At 62.1% G+C, this 15,211-nt stretch carries 14 protein-coding genes and 1 riboswitch; of the genes, 1 reads left to right on the forward strand and 13 read right to left on the reverse strand.

Annotated elements, in window-relative coordinates:
* Positions 1-86: 86 nt before the first annotated feature.
* The 11 genes from parE to ACX3P0_RS01785 form a co-directional block, all read right to left on the reverse strand.
* A complete protein-coding gene (parE, locus tag ACX3P0_RS01735) occupies positions 87-2,159 on the reverse strand; it encodes a DNA topoisomerase IV subunit B (protein ID WP_459078509.1) in 2,073 nt (690 codons plus the stop codon).
* 118 nt (positions 2,160-2,277) lie between these two features.
* Positions 2,278-2,916 (reverse strand): YoaK family protein, encoded by a 639-nt coding sequence (locus ACX3P0_RS01740; RefSeq protein ID WP_459078508.1) that lies wholly within the window; start codon positions 2,914-2,916, stop codon positions 2,278-2,280.
* A 60-nt stretch (positions 2,917-2,976) separates the two neighbouring features.
* Positions 2,977-5,787, reverse strand: a complete 2,811-nt coding sequence (gene gcvP, locus ACX3P0_RS01745) for an aminomethyl-transferring glycine dehydrogenase (protein WP_459086125.1) — start codon at positions 5,785-5,787, stop codon at positions 2,977-2,979.
* A 14-nt stretch (positions 5,788-5,801) separates the two neighbouring features.
* Positions 5,802-6,170, reverse strand: coding sequence for a glycine cleavage system protein GcvH (gene gcvH, locus ACX3P0_RS01750; RefSeq protein ID WP_459086126.1), 369 nt, complete (start codon positions 6,168-6,170; stop codon positions 5,802-5,804).
* A 5-nt stretch (positions 6,171-6,175) separates the two neighbouring features.
* Positions 6,176-7,276, reverse strand: coding sequence for a glycine cleavage system aminomethyltransferase GcvT (gene gcvT, locus ACX3P0_RS01755; protein ID WP_459086128.1), 1,101 nt, complete (start codon positions 7,274-7,276; stop codon positions 6,176-6,178).
* Positions 7,277-7,431: 155 nt separating this feature from the next.
* A riboswitch (glycine riboswitch) is annotated at positions 7,432-7,518 on the reverse strand.
* 134 nt (positions 7,519-7,652) lie between these two features.
* On the reverse strand, positions 7,653-8,096 hold the full coding sequence (locus ACX3P0_RS01760; protein ID WP_459086130.1) for a helix-turn-helix domain-containing protein: 444 nt from the start codon (positions 8,094-8,096) through the stop codon (positions 7,653-7,655).
* Positions 8,097-8,223: 127 nt separating this feature from the next.
* On the reverse strand, positions 8,224-9,015 hold the full coding sequence (locus tag ACX3P0_RS01765; RefSeq protein WP_459086132.1) for a molybdopterin-binding protein: 792 nt from the start codon (positions 9,013-9,015) through the stop codon (positions 8,224-8,226).
* A gap of 1 nt (position 9,016) precedes the next feature.
* Positions 9,017-9,886: a cytochrome b/b6 domain-containing protein gene (locus ACX3P0_RS01770; protein ID WP_459086134.1), complete on the reverse strand. Its 870-nt coding sequence runs from the start codon at positions 9,884-9,886 to the stop codon at positions 9,017-9,019.
* Between the two features lie 108 nt (positions 9,887-9,994).
* A complete protein-coding gene (locus ACX3P0_RS01775) occupies positions 9,995-10,675 on the reverse strand; it encodes a DUF1345 domain-containing protein (RefSeq protein WP_459086135.1) in 681 nt (226 codons plus the stop codon).
* A gap of 2 nt (positions 10,676-10,677) precedes the next feature.
* Positions 10,678-11,145, reverse strand: coding sequence for a YaiI/YqxD family protein (locus ACX3P0_RS01780; protein WP_459086137.1), 468 nt, complete (start codon positions 11,143-11,145; stop codon positions 10,678-10,680).
* 11 nt (positions 11,146-11,156) lie between these two features.
* Complete coding sequence (locus ACX3P0_RS01785) at positions 11,157-12,284, reverse strand: S-(hydroxymethyl)glutathione dehydrogenase/class III alcohol dehydrogenase (RefSeq protein ID WP_459078499.1); 1,128 nt, start codon at positions 12,282-12,284, stop codon at positions 11,157-11,159.
* A 195-nt stretch (positions 12,285-12,479) separates the two neighbouring features.
* On the opposite strand from ACX3P0_RS01785, the gene ACX3P0_RS01790 reads away from it, so the two are divergent.
* Positions 12,480-14,492: an acetyl-CoA carboxylase biotin carboxylase subunit gene (locus tag ACX3P0_RS01790; protein ID WP_459086139.1), complete on the forward strand. Its 2,013-nt coding sequence runs from the start codon at positions 12,480-12,482 to the stop codon at positions 14,490-14,492.
* Between the two features lie 23 nt (positions 14,493-14,515).
* On the opposite strand, the gene ACX3P0_RS01795 is transcribed toward ACX3P0_RS01790, so the two are convergent.
* Both ACX3P0_RS01795 and ACX3P0_RS01800 read right to left on the reverse strand, forming a co-directional pair.
* Positions 14,516-14,824, reverse strand: a complete 309-nt coding sequence (locus ACX3P0_RS01795) for a type II toxin-antitoxin system RelE/ParE family toxin (protein ID WP_459078497.1) — start codon at positions 14,822-14,824, stop codon at positions 14,516-14,518.
* The gene (locus tag ACX3P0_RS01800; protein WP_459086141.1) at positions 14,821-15,081 is read right to left on the reverse strand and encodes a CopG family ribbon-helix-helix protein; all 261 of its coding nucleotides are present in this window, start codon (positions 15,079-15,081) and stop codon (positions 14,821-14,823) included. Before ACX3P0_RS01800 ends, ACX3P0_RS01795 begins: the two co-directional genes overlap by 4 nt.
* Positions 15,082-15,211: the final 130 nt, after the last annotated feature.

The raw sequence follows: 15,211 nt of genomic DNA on the forward strand, positions 1-15,211 counted from the left end.
ACAAGCCATCACCCAAGGCGTAGCATCCTGACGGGCGACGGGAACCCTCTTTTCGGAAAATTTTGCTTGAACGGGCTCGCGACTGCTCAGATGTCGAGCGCGTCGGCGGTCGCGAATTCGGCGCGCTCCTGAATGAAGCGGAAACGCGCTTCCGGTTTCGTGCCCATCAGCGCGTCGATGGCGTCCTTGGTCTCTTTTTCGGTATCGATCACGTCGACGCGAAGCAGCGTGCGCTTTTTCGGGTCCATGGTCGTTTCCTTGAGCTGCGCCGCCATCATCTCGCCAAGCCCCTTGAACCGGCCAAGCTCGATCTTGCCGCGCCCGCTAAACTCGGTGCGCAGCAATTCGTCCTTGTGCGCGTCGTCGCGGGCGTAGGCGACCTTGCCGCCCTGCCGGATCGAGTAAAGCGGCGGCACCGCCATATAGAGGTGGCCGCCATGCACCAGCGCCGGCATCTCCTGATAGAAGAAGGTGATGAGCAGCGAGGCGATATGCGCACCGTCGACGTCGGCATCGGTCATGATGATGACTCGGTCGTAGCGCAAATCCTCGTCGCGGTATTTGGAGCGCGTGCCGCAGCCGAGCGCCTGGATCAGGTCGGAAATCTGCTGGTTGGCGGTCAGTTTGTCATGGCCGGCGCTGGCGACGTTGAGGATTTTTCCACGCAAGGGCAGCACGGCCTGGCTGGCGCGGTCGCGCGCCTGCTTGGCGGAGCCGCCAGCCGAATCGCCCTCGACGATGAACAGTTCCGCACCTGCCGCCGCGTTTTGCGTGCAGTCGGCAAGCTTTCCGGGCAGGCGCAGTTTGCGCACCGCGCTTTTGCGCGACACTTCCTTTTCCTGGCGTCGGCGCACGCGCTCGTCGGCGCGCGCGATCACCCAGTCCAACAGCTTCGAGGCTTCCTGCGGGTTGGCGGCGAGCCAGAGGTCGAAGGGGTCGCGGATGGCGTTTTCGACGATGCGCACCGCTTCGATGGTTGCCAGCCGATCCTTGGTCTGGCCAACGAATTCCGGCTCCCGGATGAACACGGACAACATGCCGGCAGCCGAGATCATCACGTCTTCCGAGGAAACGATCGATGCGCGCTTGTTGCCGACCAGATCGGCATAGGCGCGCAGGCCCCGCGTCAGCACGTTGCGGAAGCCGGCTTCGTGCGTGCCGCCTTCGCCGGTCGGGATGGTGTTGCAGTACGAGTTGAGGAAACCGTCGCCGCCGAACCAGGTCACCGCCCATTCGATCGAGCCGTGGCCGCCCTGCTTGTCGCTTTTGCCGGCAAAGATTTCGCGGGTGACCTGGAAATCGTCGCCAAGCGAAGAACCGAGATAATCCTTGAGACCGCCGGGGAAATGGAACACCGCCTTGGGCGGCGTCTCGTCCTTTTCCTTGATGAGCGACGGGTCGCAGGTCCAGCGGATTTCGACGCCGCCGAACAGATAGGCCTTTGAGCGCGTCATGCGGTAAAGCCGCGCCGGCTCGAACGCCGCGCCCTTGCCGAAAATCTGTTCGTCGGGGTGGAAGCGGATCTTGGTGCCGCGCCGGTTGTGCACGTCGCCCAGTTTTTCGAGTTCGCTGACGGCAATGCCGCGCGAAAAGCGCTGGCGGTAGAGTTGGCGGCCGCGCGCGACCTCGACTTCGAGGTGATCCGACAGCGCGTTGACGACCGAGACGCCGACGCCGTGCAGGCCGCCGGACGTCTCATAGACCTTCGAATCGAACTTGCCGCCCGAATGCAGCGTCGTCATGATGACTTCGAGCGCCGGCTTGTTGTATTTCTTGTGCATGTCGACGGGGATGCCGCGACCGTTGTCGGTGACCGACAGGAAGCCGTCGGCCGACAATTCCACTTCGATGAAGGTAGCGTGGCCGGCGACCGCCTCGTCCATCGAGTTGTCGATGACTTCGGCGAACAGATGGTGCATCGCCTTGTCGTCGGTGCCGCCGATATACATGCCGGGGCGTCGCCGCACCGGCTCCAGGCCTTCAAGCACCTCGATGTCGGCCGCGCTATAGCTTTCGCTGCCGTCCGGCACGGGGGCTGTCCGCTTCGTCGCAGATTTCTGCAACGCCAGCACCATCGGGTCCAGAGGCCGCGAGGGTATGCGGGGCGATGCTTGCGGCTGCTTGTCGAGGCTGCCGAATAGGTCGTTAGCGTCATCCATGCCGGTCAATTTTCCAGTGCCGCGAATCACCGCGAATAGTGCCATGCTTTTGCAGAGCGGAGATAAAGCAGGTTCCGGTTCTGTTCAAGTTTCCGCACGTTTTTCGGGCTGGTTGCGCTCAAACGTGGCGCAGAACCCGATCATGGACGAAACTCAAGCCCAGAAGCGCCGCTGCCGGCAACCATAACGCCTGCAAGCCGAGATAGGGATAGATCGTCGCGCCGCAGATCGCACCGCTGACCAGACCGAACCATAGCAGGAGATAGGGTGCCCAGGTCCAGCGCGGGCCTCCGGTGAGGGCATTGGCGACGCGCTGCCCGAGCTTCACCAGCGTGCCGGTCATATAGGTGACGCCGACGCTCACTTCGCCGTCGCGCTGGAACATGGTGTTCATCGCGCCCATGGCAATCGGCGTCATCAGGATCGCCAGTTGTTCATGTCCCGTCGCGGCGAAGGTAGCGGCAAGCGCCAGCAGGACCGCAAGCGAGACCAGCATGCGCCGGCCATGGTCGCCTTTGAAACGCGCGGTAAGGAGTGTCCCGCCGATGACACCGACGAGGAACAGGCCCATCAGCGAGATGGGCAACAGGCCGTCCGAAAGATGTTCGGAAAGGCTAACCGCCATGCGCGTGGAATTGCCGCTCATGAACGAGACGAAATAGCCGCCGAGGTGAATGAAGCCGAGCGCATCGACGAAGCCCGCCACGAACGACAGGCTGGCCGCAAAGAGGCGAAGTGTCTTGCTCAATCGGATCATGACGGAATCATCACGGCGCGCCCCTCGACGCGCCGTCTTACGTTGCCTTCTGCTTTATTGCTATTCCGCCGCGCCGAGATAGTCCGTCAAGGGCGGGCACGAGCAGATAAGGTTGCGATCGCCAGCAACATTGTCGATGCGCGAGACCGGCGGCCAGTACTTGGCGGCGGTGTCGGCGTTGCCGGCGGGGAAGGCCGCTTCAAGACGCGAATAGGGATGCGTCCAGTCGCCGCTCAGCGCCTCGGCTGCGGTATGCGGGGCGTTGACCAGCGGGTTGTCGGCCAGCGGCCATTCGCCCTTGCGCACCTTTTCCGCCTCGCCGGCTATGGCGATCATCGCCTCGCAGAAGCGGTCGAGTTCGCGTTTGGGTTCGGATTCGGTCGGCTCCACCATCAGCGTGCCGGCCACCGGAAACGACATGGTCGGTGCATGGAAACCGTAGTCGATCAAGCGCTTGGCGATGTCCTCGACGCCGATGCCCGCACTTTCCTTGAGCACGCGGGTATCGAGGATGCATTCATGCGCAACGCGCCCGCTGCGGCCCTTGTAGAGTACCGGAAAATACGCTTCGAGGCGACTGGCCATGTAATTGGCCGACAGGATTGCGGTTTCGGTCGCCTGCTTCAGGCCCGACGCGCCCATCATGCGGATATACATCCAGGTGATCGGCAGGATCGAGGCGCTGCCGAAGGGAGCCGCCGAAACCGCATGCGCGGTGCCTTCGGCAACGTGACCCGGCAAATAGGGTTTCAGGTGCGCCTTGACGCCGATAGGCCCGACGCCGGGGCCACCGCCGCCATGCGGGATGCAGAACGTCTTGTGCAGGTTCATGTGGCAGACATCGGCGCCGATGTCGCCGGGCCGCGCCAGGCCGACCAGTGCATTGAGGTTGGCGCCGTCGAAATAGACCTGCCCGCCATGCGCATGGATGATCGTGCAGATGTCGCGCGCGCCTTCCTCGAACACGCCATGCGTGGACGGGTAGGTGAACATCAACGCGGCCAGGTCGCCGGCGTGCTCGTCGGCCTTGGCCTTCAAATCGTCTATGTCGATATTGCCGTCCTCGGTGCAGCGCACGACGACGACGTGCATGCCGGCCATGGCCGCACTGGCGGGGTTGGTGCCATGCGCGGAAGACGGGATCAGGCAGACGGTGCGGTGGCCTTCGCCGCGCGAGCGGTGATAGCCGCGAATGGCGAGCAGGCCGGAGAACTCGCCTTGGCTGCCGGCGTTCGGCTGCAAGGTCACGGCGTCGAAGCCGGTGATCTCGGCCAGCCAGCCGCCAAGCTGGTCGATCATGGCGCGATAGCCGACCGAATGCGCCCTGGGGGCAAAGGGATGCAGGTTGGCGACATTGGGCCAGCTTACCGGCATCATTTCGGCGGCTGCGTTGAGCTTCATGGTGCAGGAGCCGAGCGGGATCATGGCGCGGTCAAGCGCCAGATCCTTGTCGGCAAGCCGGCGCAGGAAGCGCATCACCTCGGTTTCCGAGCGGTTTTCATAAAAGACCGGCTGCGTCAGAAACTCCTTTCCACGCGGTTTTCCGGGCATTGTAGCGGTCGAAGCGGCTCCCACCTTGGCGCCGAACAGGGCGGCAATGGCTTCCAGATCGGCCTCGGTCGAGGTTTCGTCGAAGGCGATGCTGACGCGGTCCTTTTCGATGACGCGCAGCAGCCGGCCTGATTTTTCAGCGGCATCGGCGATCTCGTTCGCCTTGCCCCTGGTTTCGACGGTCACCGTGTCGAAACGGCTCGATCCCTCGACGCCAAGGCCTGCCGTTTTCAAGCCGGCTGCAAGGCGGTTGGCGAGCGCGTGAATACGGCCTGCAATGGCCTGCAGGCCAGATGGGCCGTGCCAGATGGCGTAAGCCGCCGCCATATTGGCGAGCAGCGCCTGCGCGGTGCAGATGTTGGACGTGGCCTTGTCGCGGCGGATATGCTGTTCGCGCGTCTGCAGGGCGAGGCGGTAGCCGGGGCGGCCCATGCTGTCGACGGACTGGCCGACGAGGCGGCCGGGCATCAGCCGGGTCAGCTTTTCGGATACGGCGCAATAGGCGGCGTGCGGGCCGCCAAAGCCCATCGGCACGCCAAAGCGCTGCATCGGGCCGACCGCGATGTCGGCACCAAGCTTTGCCGGCGCATCGGTGAGGGTGAGGGCGAGCGGATCTGCAATGAAGACGACCAGTGCGCCAGCAGTGCGGGCCTTTTCGATGGCCGCCTTGTGGTCGCCATAGACGCCGAACGTATCCGGCCACGACACCAGCAGGGCTGCGGTGTTGTCGTCGATGGTCTCGCCGTCGATCTCGATGTTGAGCGGTTCCGCGCGGGTGTGCAGCACATCCAGCGTCTGCGGATGCGGCGTGCCGGCGAGAGCGATCTTGCTGCGCTTGTCGCGATGGTGGCGAACGGCGATGCCGACGGCTTCGGCCACGGCGGTCGCCTCGTCAAGCAGGGAGGCGGATGCAACCGGCAGGCCGGTCAGTTCCGTCACCAGCGTCTGGAAATGGAACAGCAATTCCAGCCGGCCTTGGCTGATCTCGGCCTGGTAGGGCGTATAGGCGGTGTACCATGCGGGGTTTTCAAAAAGGTTGCGCTGGATGACCGGCGGCACATCGACACCGTGATAGCCCGCGCCGATGAAGCTTTTCAGGACTGTATTGCGGCCCAGAATGGCCGACAGTTCCGCCAGGGCTTCGGCTTCGCTGGCTGGTGCCGGCAGGTCGAGCGGGCGGTCCAGCCGGATCGACTTCGGTACGGCCTGCGAGATCAGCGTCTCCAGGGAGGGAACGCCAAGCGTTGCCAGCATGGCGCGGGTGCCGGTCAGGCTCGGGCCGATGTGGCGGGCGGAAAATGGATGCGGTGCCGTGGTCATTCGTTGGCTTCCTGTCAACCGATATGGGCTTTGTAGGCGGCTTCGTCCATGAGGCCGTCCAACTGGCTTTCGTCGGCAAGCCGCATCTTCCACAGCCAGCCGTCACCGGCGGGAGCCGAATTCACCAGAGCCGGATCGGAGGAAAGGGCCTCATTGGCTTCCGTGATTTCGCCGTCGACGGGCGCATAGACGTCCGACGCGGCCTTGACCGATTCGACGACCACGGCGGTGTCGCCCTTTGCGAGTGTCTTGCCCGCTTCCGGCACTTCGACGAACACGATGTCGCCAAGCTGTTCCTGCGCATAGTCGGTGATGCCGATAGTGGCGACGCCGGCCTCGACGCGCAGCCATTCATGGTCTTCGGTGAAATAGGTCCTGGGCATGGAATTCATCCTTTGCGATAGCGATGAGGCGTGAAGGGCAAAGCGTGGATAACAATGGGAATTTGGGTGCCGCGCACATCGGCGAAGAGTTTCGTGCCGGGCGTGGCCAGCGCGGCGGTGACGTAACCCATGGCGACCGGATACCCTGCGGAGGGGCCGAAGCCGCCGGAGGTGACGCGACCGGCGGGATTGCCGTCTGCGTCGAACAGTTGCGTGCCGGCGCGGACCGGCTGGCGGCCCTCGGGCTTCAAGCCGACGCGCTTTTCAACCACGCCGCGCGCAATCGCCCCGCGCAGGGCCTCCGCCCCGACGAAAATCCCGGAAGCGCGAATGTCTTTCGGGATCGCCCACATCAGGCCGGCATCGACGGGGTTGGTTTCGGGCGTGATGTCCTGGCCGTGCAGGCACAGGCCGGCTTCCAGCCGCAGGCTGTCGCGCGCGGCAAGGCCAACCCATTGCACGCGCTCGTCTTCAAACAGCTTTGCCAGCAATTCGCGCGCATCGGCTTCCGGCAGGCCGACCTCGAAACCGTCTTCGCCGGTATAGCCCGAGCGGGTCAGGAACCAGTTTTTCTGCGGCTCGACGCCGTTCATGAACACAAGGGAACCGGTCTCGATGCCGACTTTAGCCAGCGCGGATGCGGCTTCCGGACCCTGTATGGCGAGGAAGATGCGGTCGAGTGCATCGATGGTGACGTTCAGGCCCTTGGCGAGATCACGCAGATGCGCCTCGTCGGCGGCGGCATTGCCAGCGTTGGCGACGACCATGAAACGGTCCTGCGCCAGCCGCGTGACGATGACGTCATCGGAAACGCCGGCCTGCTCGTTGAGAAGGAGCGTATATTTGGAGTGCGAAACCGCCAGCGCGCCGGCGTCGAGCGGGCAGGCGTGGTCGATGAGGGCGATGGCGTCCGCACCGCTGACCTCGAACAGCTTCATATGCGAGATGTCGAAAATGCCGACATGCTCGCGGGCATGAAGATGCTCCTTCATGACGCCGGCCGGATAGGTCAGCGGCATGGACCAGCCGGCGAATGCGCCGAATTTGGCACCAGCTTGCCTGTGCAAGTCTTCCAGGGGGAGGTGTCTTGTGTCATCGCCCGTCATGTCGTCTCCAGAAAAAAGCACACAGTTGACCGCAAACGGCGGTCGGTCGGTGCCCCTCTGTCTGAAGCCTGAGAGACTCGCGCAGCCGAAATTCCAGCGGCTGCGCTTACACCTTCGGCGCGGAGGTTTTCAGGCCCCCGACTTTCCAGAGTGTCTTCCCGTTAACGGTTCTTTTGCCTGAGAGATTTCGGGCGATTTCCCCTTCGGCGGCAGCTTTCGCTGCTCTCTCCCGCAAACGGCAGGGCTCGCAAAAGCCCTCGACACGGACTCCATAGCCGAGCGGCGACGCTTTGTCACCTAGCTGCGACACGCAATCCCGTAATTGTTGTCGGACCCAAAATTGTTGTCAGGCCGATAATTTGGCGCAAATGGAAATTCAGCGCATGCCGGAGCCGGCCAAGCGATCCAGGTCGCCCTGAATCCTGCCGATGAGCTGGCCGGTTTCCAGATGCAGAGATTTCAGCTTTGCCAGTTGTTCGCCGACGGTTTCGGCGGTGTCGTCGTTGTCGACGGGTTCTATCGGGCCGATGCCGATGCCGTGAAGCAGCCAGGACAGGCTGACGCCGAGCAGGCCGGAAAGTTTTGCCAAACGGTGGGAGCCGGGCTGTGACCGGTCGGTTTCCCATGCCTGGATCGTGGAGGTTTTGACGCCCAGCCGCCAGGCCAGATCTTTTGTACTTAGCCCGATGGTATCGCGGGCTCGCGAGAAACGCCCGCCGAACGTATCCATATCCGGCGTTTGTTCAAAAATATTCGTGGTGTCGGACACCCGATACACCTCCTTTTGATGATTTATTGGGGTTGTGTCGCCAGTCGTCACGACCCGGTAAACATGACGGCATGCGCCCATCATCGCAAGGTTCAGATGCAGGATTTGTCGTAAGCTATTGATATCGCTGAAATGTAATTTCAGTCAGGCGGGCTCATCAGGCCGTGGGCGAAAAAAATCAGATGCCGCCGTACCAATCATAGCCATTGTCTTCCCAATAACCGCCGCGACCTCCGCCGATATGGGCGAAACCGTCGATCAGCTCGATCTTGTGGACGTATTTGGGCATCTTGTAGCCAAGCTGGCGCTCGACACGGACCCGCAAGGGCGCGCCGTTTTCCACCGGCAGCGGCTTGCCGTTGAGGCCGTAGGCAAGGATCGTTTGCGGATGGCGGGCGTCGATCAGGTCGATCGAGCCGTAATATTTGATGTCGCCGGAAAGACCCTGGTCGATCGTATCCAGGCAATGAAACAGGACGTAGCGTGCCTGCGGCTTGACCACGGCCTGATCCAGCACCAGCGAAAGCGGCGTGCCGGTCCATTTGGCGATGCAACTCCAGCCCTCGACGCAATCGTGCCGGGTGATCTGGGTGCGGCTTGGCATGGCGATAAGCTGGTCGCGGGTCAGCGACAGCGGCTTTTCCACAAGGCCGGTTACTTCCAGCCGCCAATCGGCGAAATTATTGGCGAGCAGGTTCTTGTAGGTATCGTCGTCCGGCGCGGTAATGCCGTTCGGCCGCATCGGCTGGCGGATGTCGGCTTCGGCAAACTCCTTCGCGAGCGAATCGCGCCCGGCAAGCAGGCGCTGCGCCTTGTGCGTCAGGTCGTTGGCGCTTTCCAGGAAGGTACGCAGCCCGTCGCCCATGCCAAGCTGGCTGTCGAAGTCGTCGCAGCCCGATAGGGCCACGCTCGTCAGGCCAAGACTGGACGCGGTGAGGAATTTCCGGCGGCTTATTTCAATTTTCGCCATGTCATTGCCTCCCGTTCGGTTCGTCTTCCGGCGGATCGGTACGATACCAGCCGGTGACGATGGAACGCAGTTCGTTGATCGGCCCGGCGGCCAAAATCATCAGCATGTGAACGATGAAGAACAGCACCAGCAGCGTCATCACGATGAAATGGATGGTGCGCGCGGTTTGGCGTCCGCCGAAAATTTCCGGCAGGAAAGGCAGCACCGTATTCATGCTGGGCGACATGGACAGGCCGGTAAGGATCATCAGCGGCAACGCGACGAAGAGCACGCCGCCATAGGCCAGCTTTTGCAGCGTATTGTATCGGCCTGTGTGGTGAAATTTTAGCCGGGCATGATCGGCAATATCGCGCGGCAGTCGGCGCAAATCGTCGAGGCGGGGTGCAAGGTCGCGACGCAGATGGCCGTTGAGCAGGCTGGCCACCAGCCACAGAAGAAGCGTGGCGCTCAATACCCAGGCAAAGAAGAAATGGACGACGCGGGCGGTGCCGAGGTCGTAATAGGATGGGATCGTCGCCCAGGAAGGGAAGGCGCGAGGCCTTTCCTGGCCCGCAGGGCCGGACCACCCTAGCACCCCGGTGGTGTCGAAGCGCTTGCCGAAGATTTCGGTAAACCCGCGCGGGCCGGCATCGGTGTTTACCGCACCGATCTTAAAAATGGTGTTGTCATAGCCGAATCCGGATTCCTGCCCGATATAAAGCTGCGGGCGGGCGTTGAAGATTTGCAGGCCGCTGAGCAGCATGAAAAACAGCGTTATCGCCCACAGCCAATGGGTCAGCCGGGTCCAGCCCGATTGCCGATAGATCAATCGTCCACTTTCGGCAGGAGCGATTTCGGGGATTTCAGTCTCGGCTCTGGCAACGGTTTCCATTTCTCTTCCCGCGGCTTCGTGTCGTCATGGCCTTCTTACTCCAGTACGACGCCCGAGACTTCGTAGTTTCGCCTCGCTCACGAATTTTTGCGAAGGCGTGAACGCGGGTCAGCCGCCGAGGCTGACCGCGAGATTGACGGCGGCGGCGACAATTACGGTGTTGAAGAAAAACGACACGATGGAATGAACGAGCACGACACGGCGCATCTGCGTGGTGGTGATGCCGGTATCGGCGGTCTGTGCCGTCATGCCGATCACGGTCGAGAAATACAGGAAGTCCCAGCCCCGCGGCCGCTCGGTCTTTGGGAAATCGAGGCCGCCGACCGGCATTTTCTTTCTCGATTTGCTCTCCGAAACGGTCTCCGCATCGTCCATCCAGTAAATATGGGCGTAGTGCAGGGCGGTCATGGAGTGGATGGTGAACCAGCCGAGCGGAATGGAAAGCAGCGCGAAGGCCAGTGCAAACATACCGGCACTATTCTTGCTGTTGATCAACTGGAACAGCGACACGGTTGCGACGCCCACGACAACCAGCGTCACCACGAAGATGATGAGGACGGGCTGGTCGGTGGCGCGGGCGTTGCGGCTGAGATAATCGGCGCTCAGCCGTGGCATCTGTGCCACGACGAGTGCGATATAGGCGATGAAGAACGCATTGGCGCCGATCGTGTAGGCAAGCGGTGCACGGAAAAGCAGCGCTACGAGCAACGCCAACACGCCAACGCAGGCGGATACGGCGAACTGCGCATGCCGGTGCAGCGGCTTCTTTTCCTGCGGTCTGGTTGCCATGGTCAGTCTGGTGTGGAGGAATTCAGTGCCCGCCGCAAGATGCGGTCGAGTTCGCCCAGAAAGCGCGAGCGGTCCTGCGGCGCGAAGCCGGCATTGTAGCCCTTGCTTTCGCCGGTTTCGCGCAAATGCTGCTTCAGGTCGCGCATCGCTACCGCCATGCCGATCGTTTCGGGCGTAAACGGGCGACCGGTCGGTCCCAGGACATGCGCGCCGAGCGCCACCGCGCGGGCGGCAAGCGGGATGTCCGCCGTCACGACGATGTCGTTCGCGTTTATGTTTTCGACGATCCAGTCGTCGGCGGCGTCCGCGCTCTTCGATACCACGACACTACGGATCATCGGGTCGCGCGAAGGCCGCAAGCCGCCATTGGAGACGAAGGTAACGAGAACGCCATGCCGTTCCGCCACCTTCTCGATCTCCCCCTTGACTGGGCAGGCATCGGCGTCAACGAGGATGGCGGGCAACGGCATGGCGTTCTGGATCAGTAGAGCACGACGGAGCGGATCGACTTGCCCTGGTTCATCAGGTCGAAGCCCTTGTTGATGTCTTCCAGCGGCATGGTGTGGGTGATCATCGGATCGATCTGGATTTTTCCTTCCATGTACCAATCGACGATTTTCGGCACGTCGGTGCGGCCGCGCGCGCCGCCGAAGGCGGTGCCCATCCAGGTGCGGCCGGTGACCAATTGGAACGGACGGGTGGAGATTTCCTGGCCGGCACCCGCAACGCCGATGACCACCGACTTGCCCCAGCCGCGATGCGAAGCTTCCAGGGCTTGGCGCATCACCTTGGTGTTGCCGGTGCAATCGAAGGTGTAGTCGGCGCCGCCGATCTGGTCGGCGCCGCGCTTGGTCAGGTTGACCAGATAGGGCACGATGTCGCCGTCGATCTCCTTCGGATTGACGAAATGCGTCATGCCGAAGCGCTCGCCCCATTCCTTCTTGTCGTTGTTGAGGTCGACGCCGATGATCATGTCGGCACCGGCAAGGCGCAGCCCCTGCAGCACGTTGAGGCCGATGCCGCCCAGCCCGAACACAACAGCCGTAGCCCCGATCTCGACCTTGGCGGTGTTGATGACAGCACCGATGCCGGTGGTGACGCCGCAGCCGATATAGCAGATCTTGTCGAAGGGCGCGTCCGGGTTGACCTTGGCCAGCGCGATCTCGGGCAGCACGGTGAAGTTCGAAAACGTCGAGCAGCCCATGTAATGGAAGATCTTGTCCTTGCCGATGGAGAAGCGGCTGGTGCCATCCGGCATAACGCCCTGGCCCTGCGTGGTGCGGATGGCGGTGCACAGATTCGTCTTGCGCGACAGGCAGGAATAGCATTCGCGGCATTCTGGCGTGTAGAGCGGGATGACATGGTCGCCCTTCTTGAGCGAGGTCACGCCCTTGCCGACATCGACGACGATGCCCGCGCCCTCATGGCCGAGGATGGCGGGGAAAATACCCTCCGGGTCGGCACCCGACAGCGTGAACTCGTCGGTGTGGCAGATGCCGGTCGCCTTGATCTCGACAAGGACCTCGCCTTCGCGCGGGCCTTCGAGATCGACCTCCATGATCTCCAGCGGCTTTCCGGCTCCAACGGCGACTGCGGCACGGGTCTTCATAAGGCGATTTCTCCAGGATAATTCGACAATCGGGGATTTGAGTTCGCAGAAGCTATCAGTCCGGGCGCGTGGGGCAAGCCGGATTGCGTAATGTTCCCCGACCATGATGCCGCAATAGGGCCAGACGTTGTTCCTGCTTGAGCGGCGTTGCCGATGACCATACAAGGAGGCTCCGCTTATGAGGATGACGCCCGCATGTTTTCGAAAATTCTGATCGCCAACCGGGGCGAAATCGCTTGCCGCGTCATCAAGACGGCCCGCAAGATGGGCATCGCGACGGTCGCGGTCTATTCGGATGCCGACCGTCACGCGATGCATGTCGAAATGGCGGACGAGGCGGTGCATATCGGGCCGGCGCCTGCGGCGCAAAGCTATCTTCTCCCCGAAAAGATCATCGCCGCCTGCAAACAGACCGGCGCGCAGGCCGTGCATCCCGGCTACGGTTTCCTCTCCGAGCGCGCCAGTTTCTGCGAGGCGCTGGAGGCCGAAGGCATCGTCTTCATCGGGCCGAAGCCGAAAGCCATCCGCGCGATGGGCGACAAGATCGAATCGAAGAAGTTCGCCAACGCCGCCAAGGTTAGTACGGTCCCCGGTTATCTCGGGGTCATCGAAAATGCCGATCATGCCGAGAAGATCGCGGGCGAGGTTGGCTATCCGGTGATGATAAAGGCATCGGCCGGCGGCGGCGGCAAGGGCATGCGAATCGCCTGGAGCCAGGCGGAGGTGCGCGACGGCTTCGACCGCGCCCGCTCCGAAGCCAAGAGTTCGTTCGGCGACGACCGCGTTTTCATCGAGAAATTCGTGGTCGACCCGCGCCATATCGAAATCCAGGTGCTGGGTGACGCGCACGGAAACTGCATTTATCTCGGCGAGCGCGAATGCTCGATCCAGCGCCGCAACCAGAAGGTCGTCGAGGAAGCGCCGTCGCCGTTTCTGGACGAAGCAACGCGCAAGGCCATGGGCGAGCAGTCCGTGGCGCTGTCGAAAGCCGTCGATTACCAGAGCGCGGGCACCGTCGAGTTCATCGTCGATGCGCAGAAAAACTTCTACTTCCTTGAAATGAATACGCGTTTGCAGGTCGAGCATCCGGTGACGGAACTCATCAGCGGCGTCGATCTGGTCGAGCAGATGATCCGGATTGCTGCCGGCGAAAAGCTGGCGATCCAACAATCCGACGTAAAGCTGAACGGCTGGGCGGTCGAAAGCCGGCTCTACGCCGAAGACCCTTACCGGAACTTCCTGCCCTCGATCGGGCGGTTGACCCGCTATCGGCCGCCGGAGGAGGGAAAATTCGGTGACATCGTCATCCGCAACGATACGGGCGTGACGGAAGGTTCGGAAATCTCGATGTTCTACGACCCGATGCTGGCCAAGCTGTGCACCTGGGCGCCAACACGGATAGCGGCGATCGATGCGATGTCGCACGCGCTCGACAGTTTCGTGGTCGATGGCATCGAGCACAACATCCCGTTCCTTTCCGCGTTGATGCAGCACCCGCGCTGGCGCGAAGGACGGCTTTCGACCGGCTTCATCGCCGAGGAATACCCGGGCGGATTTTCGGCCATCGTTCCGAACAAGGACGAAAAGGCGGTACTCGCTTCGATCGCTGTCGTGGTCGAATTGCTGCGCAAGGACCGGCTCGACCGGCTGGGCGGCCGGCTGGCGCCGCATTCGGGCGCGTTGCAGCGCGATTGGATGGTCAAGCTGGGCGAGGACTATCTGCCTGTTGAAATCCTCGAGGGCATGATCTCCATTCCGATGGAAGTCGACCTGTCGATCGAGCGCGGCAAGGGACTGACGGTGGCGTCCGACTGGCGGCCGGGCGATGCCGTCTGGCGCGGCACGGTTGGCGACCGTCTGGTTGTCGCGCAGTTGCGGCCGCTGCCCAACGGTATCCGCATCGCGTGGAAGGGCATGGCCGTCACCGCACTGACCATGCTGCCCGGCACCGCCGCACTGGAAAAACTGATGCCGGAGAAGGTCGCGCCGGACACTTCGAAGCTGCTTCTTTGCCCGATGCCGGGCCTGATCGTGTCGATTTCCGTTACCGAGGGGCAGGAGGTCAAGGCCGGTGACACGCTGGCAGTGGTCGAGGCGATGAAGATGGAAAACGTGCTGCGCGCCGAGCGCGACCTGACGGTTTCCAAGCTGAACGCCAAGCAGGGAGACAGTCTGGCGGTCGATGCGGTGATCATGGAGTTTGCGTAAGGTGAGGTGAAGCGGTAATTTGCCTATTCCGGCCATTCATCGTGAGGCCAATTGCGTGAAGTGTGGATCACACGCAGGATAGATATGATCTCCCGGCTGTTTTGGGCACGGATCGTGTAAGCGATGATATAGGGCAGGCCTGTCACAGGTTTTTCATACGTTCCTGAAACGCGCCCCGGCCGGCCTGTTGCCATTTCACCCAGCAGCGTACCTGTGCCGTGTATGCGATCTGCAATCCGGTGGGCGGCGTTCGGGTTATCTTGGATGATGTATGCAATCTGGCCTTTGAGGTCGTCCAGGGCATCACGCGACCATTGGACGGCGCGTATCAATCCTTTCGACCTCTTGCGTTTTCGATCATGGCGTGGATTTCCGCCATCGCATCTTCATGTGGAACGACACGACCGGCGTCCACATCTTCCAAACCTCGCTTGATGCCTTCAATGATTTCGAGTTCGCGCTCGACATAGGCGGAAACGGCCTCGGCCGCGAGGAAGGATTTGCTGCGCCTTGTACCATACGCCAACTGGCCGAGCTTTTCATTGAGTTCGGTACTGACGCGGATGGTGACGGTGGTGCTTGCGGCCATGGTGACGCCTTGTGTTGGTTTGTGTACATGTTAACACATCGGGTGTTGATCTAAAAGCCTGTGGTTGCGTGTGGTTTTCGACTGGACTGGCAAGGTCCGGTCCGGGACAGTACATTCGATCAATCCACGA

Source organism: Mesorhizobium sp. A556 (assembly GCF_054489545.1).

What these genes read in the sequence shown, in the direction of transcription:
- ACX3P0_RS01790 (WP_459086139.1), top strand. Translation starts at nt 12,480, where the DNA reads ATGTTTTCGAAAATTCTGATCGCCAACCGGGGCGAAATCGCTTGCCGC.
- parE (WP_459078509.1), bottom strand. Translation starts at nt 2,159, where the DNA reads ATGGATGACGCTAACGACCTATTCGGCAGCCTCGACAAGCAGCCGCAA.
- ACX3P0_RS01770 (WP_459086134.1), bottom strand. Translation starts at nt 9,886, where the DNA reads ATGGAAACCGTTGCCAGAGCCGAGACTGAAATCCCCGAAATCGCTCCT.
- gcvT (WP_459086128.1), bottom strand. Translation starts at nt 7,276, where the DNA reads ATGACGGGCGATGACACAAGACACCTCCCCCTGGAAGACTTGCACAGG.
- ACX3P0_RS01765 (WP_459086132.1), bottom strand. Translation starts at nt 9,015, where the DNA reads ATGGCGAAAATTGAAATAAGCCGCCGGAAATTCCTCACCGCGTCCAGT.
- ACX3P0_RS01780 (WP_459086137.1), bottom strand. Translation starts at nt 11,145, where the DNA reads ATGCCGTTGCCCGCCATCCTCGTTGACGCCGATGCCTGCCCAGTCAAG.
- gcvP (WP_459086125.1), bottom strand. Translation starts at nt 5,787, where the DNA reads ATGACCACGGCACCGCATCCATTTTCCGCCCGCCACATCGGCCCGAGC.
- ACX3P0_RS01740 (WP_459078508.1), bottom strand. Translation starts at nt 2,916, where the DNA reads ATGATCCGATTGAGCAAGACACTTCGCCTCTTTGCGGCCAGCCTGTCG.
- gcvH (WP_459086126.1), bottom strand. Translation starts at nt 6,170, where the DNA reads ATGCCCAGGACCTATTTCACCGAAGACCATGAATGGCTGCGCGTCGAG.
- ACX3P0_RS01800 (WP_459086141.1), bottom strand. Translation starts at nt 15,081, where the DNA reads ATGGCCGCAAGCACCACCGTCACCATCCGCGTCAGTACCGAACTCAAT.
- ACX3P0_RS01785 (WP_459078499.1), bottom strand. Translation starts at nt 12,284, where the DNA reads ATGAAGACCCGTGCCGCAGTCGCCGTTGGAGCCGGAAAGCCGCTGGAG.
- ACX3P0_RS01775 (WP_459086135.1), bottom strand. Translation starts at nt 10,675, where the DNA reads ATGGCAACCAGACCGCAGGAAAAGAAGCCGCTGCACCGGCATGCGCAG.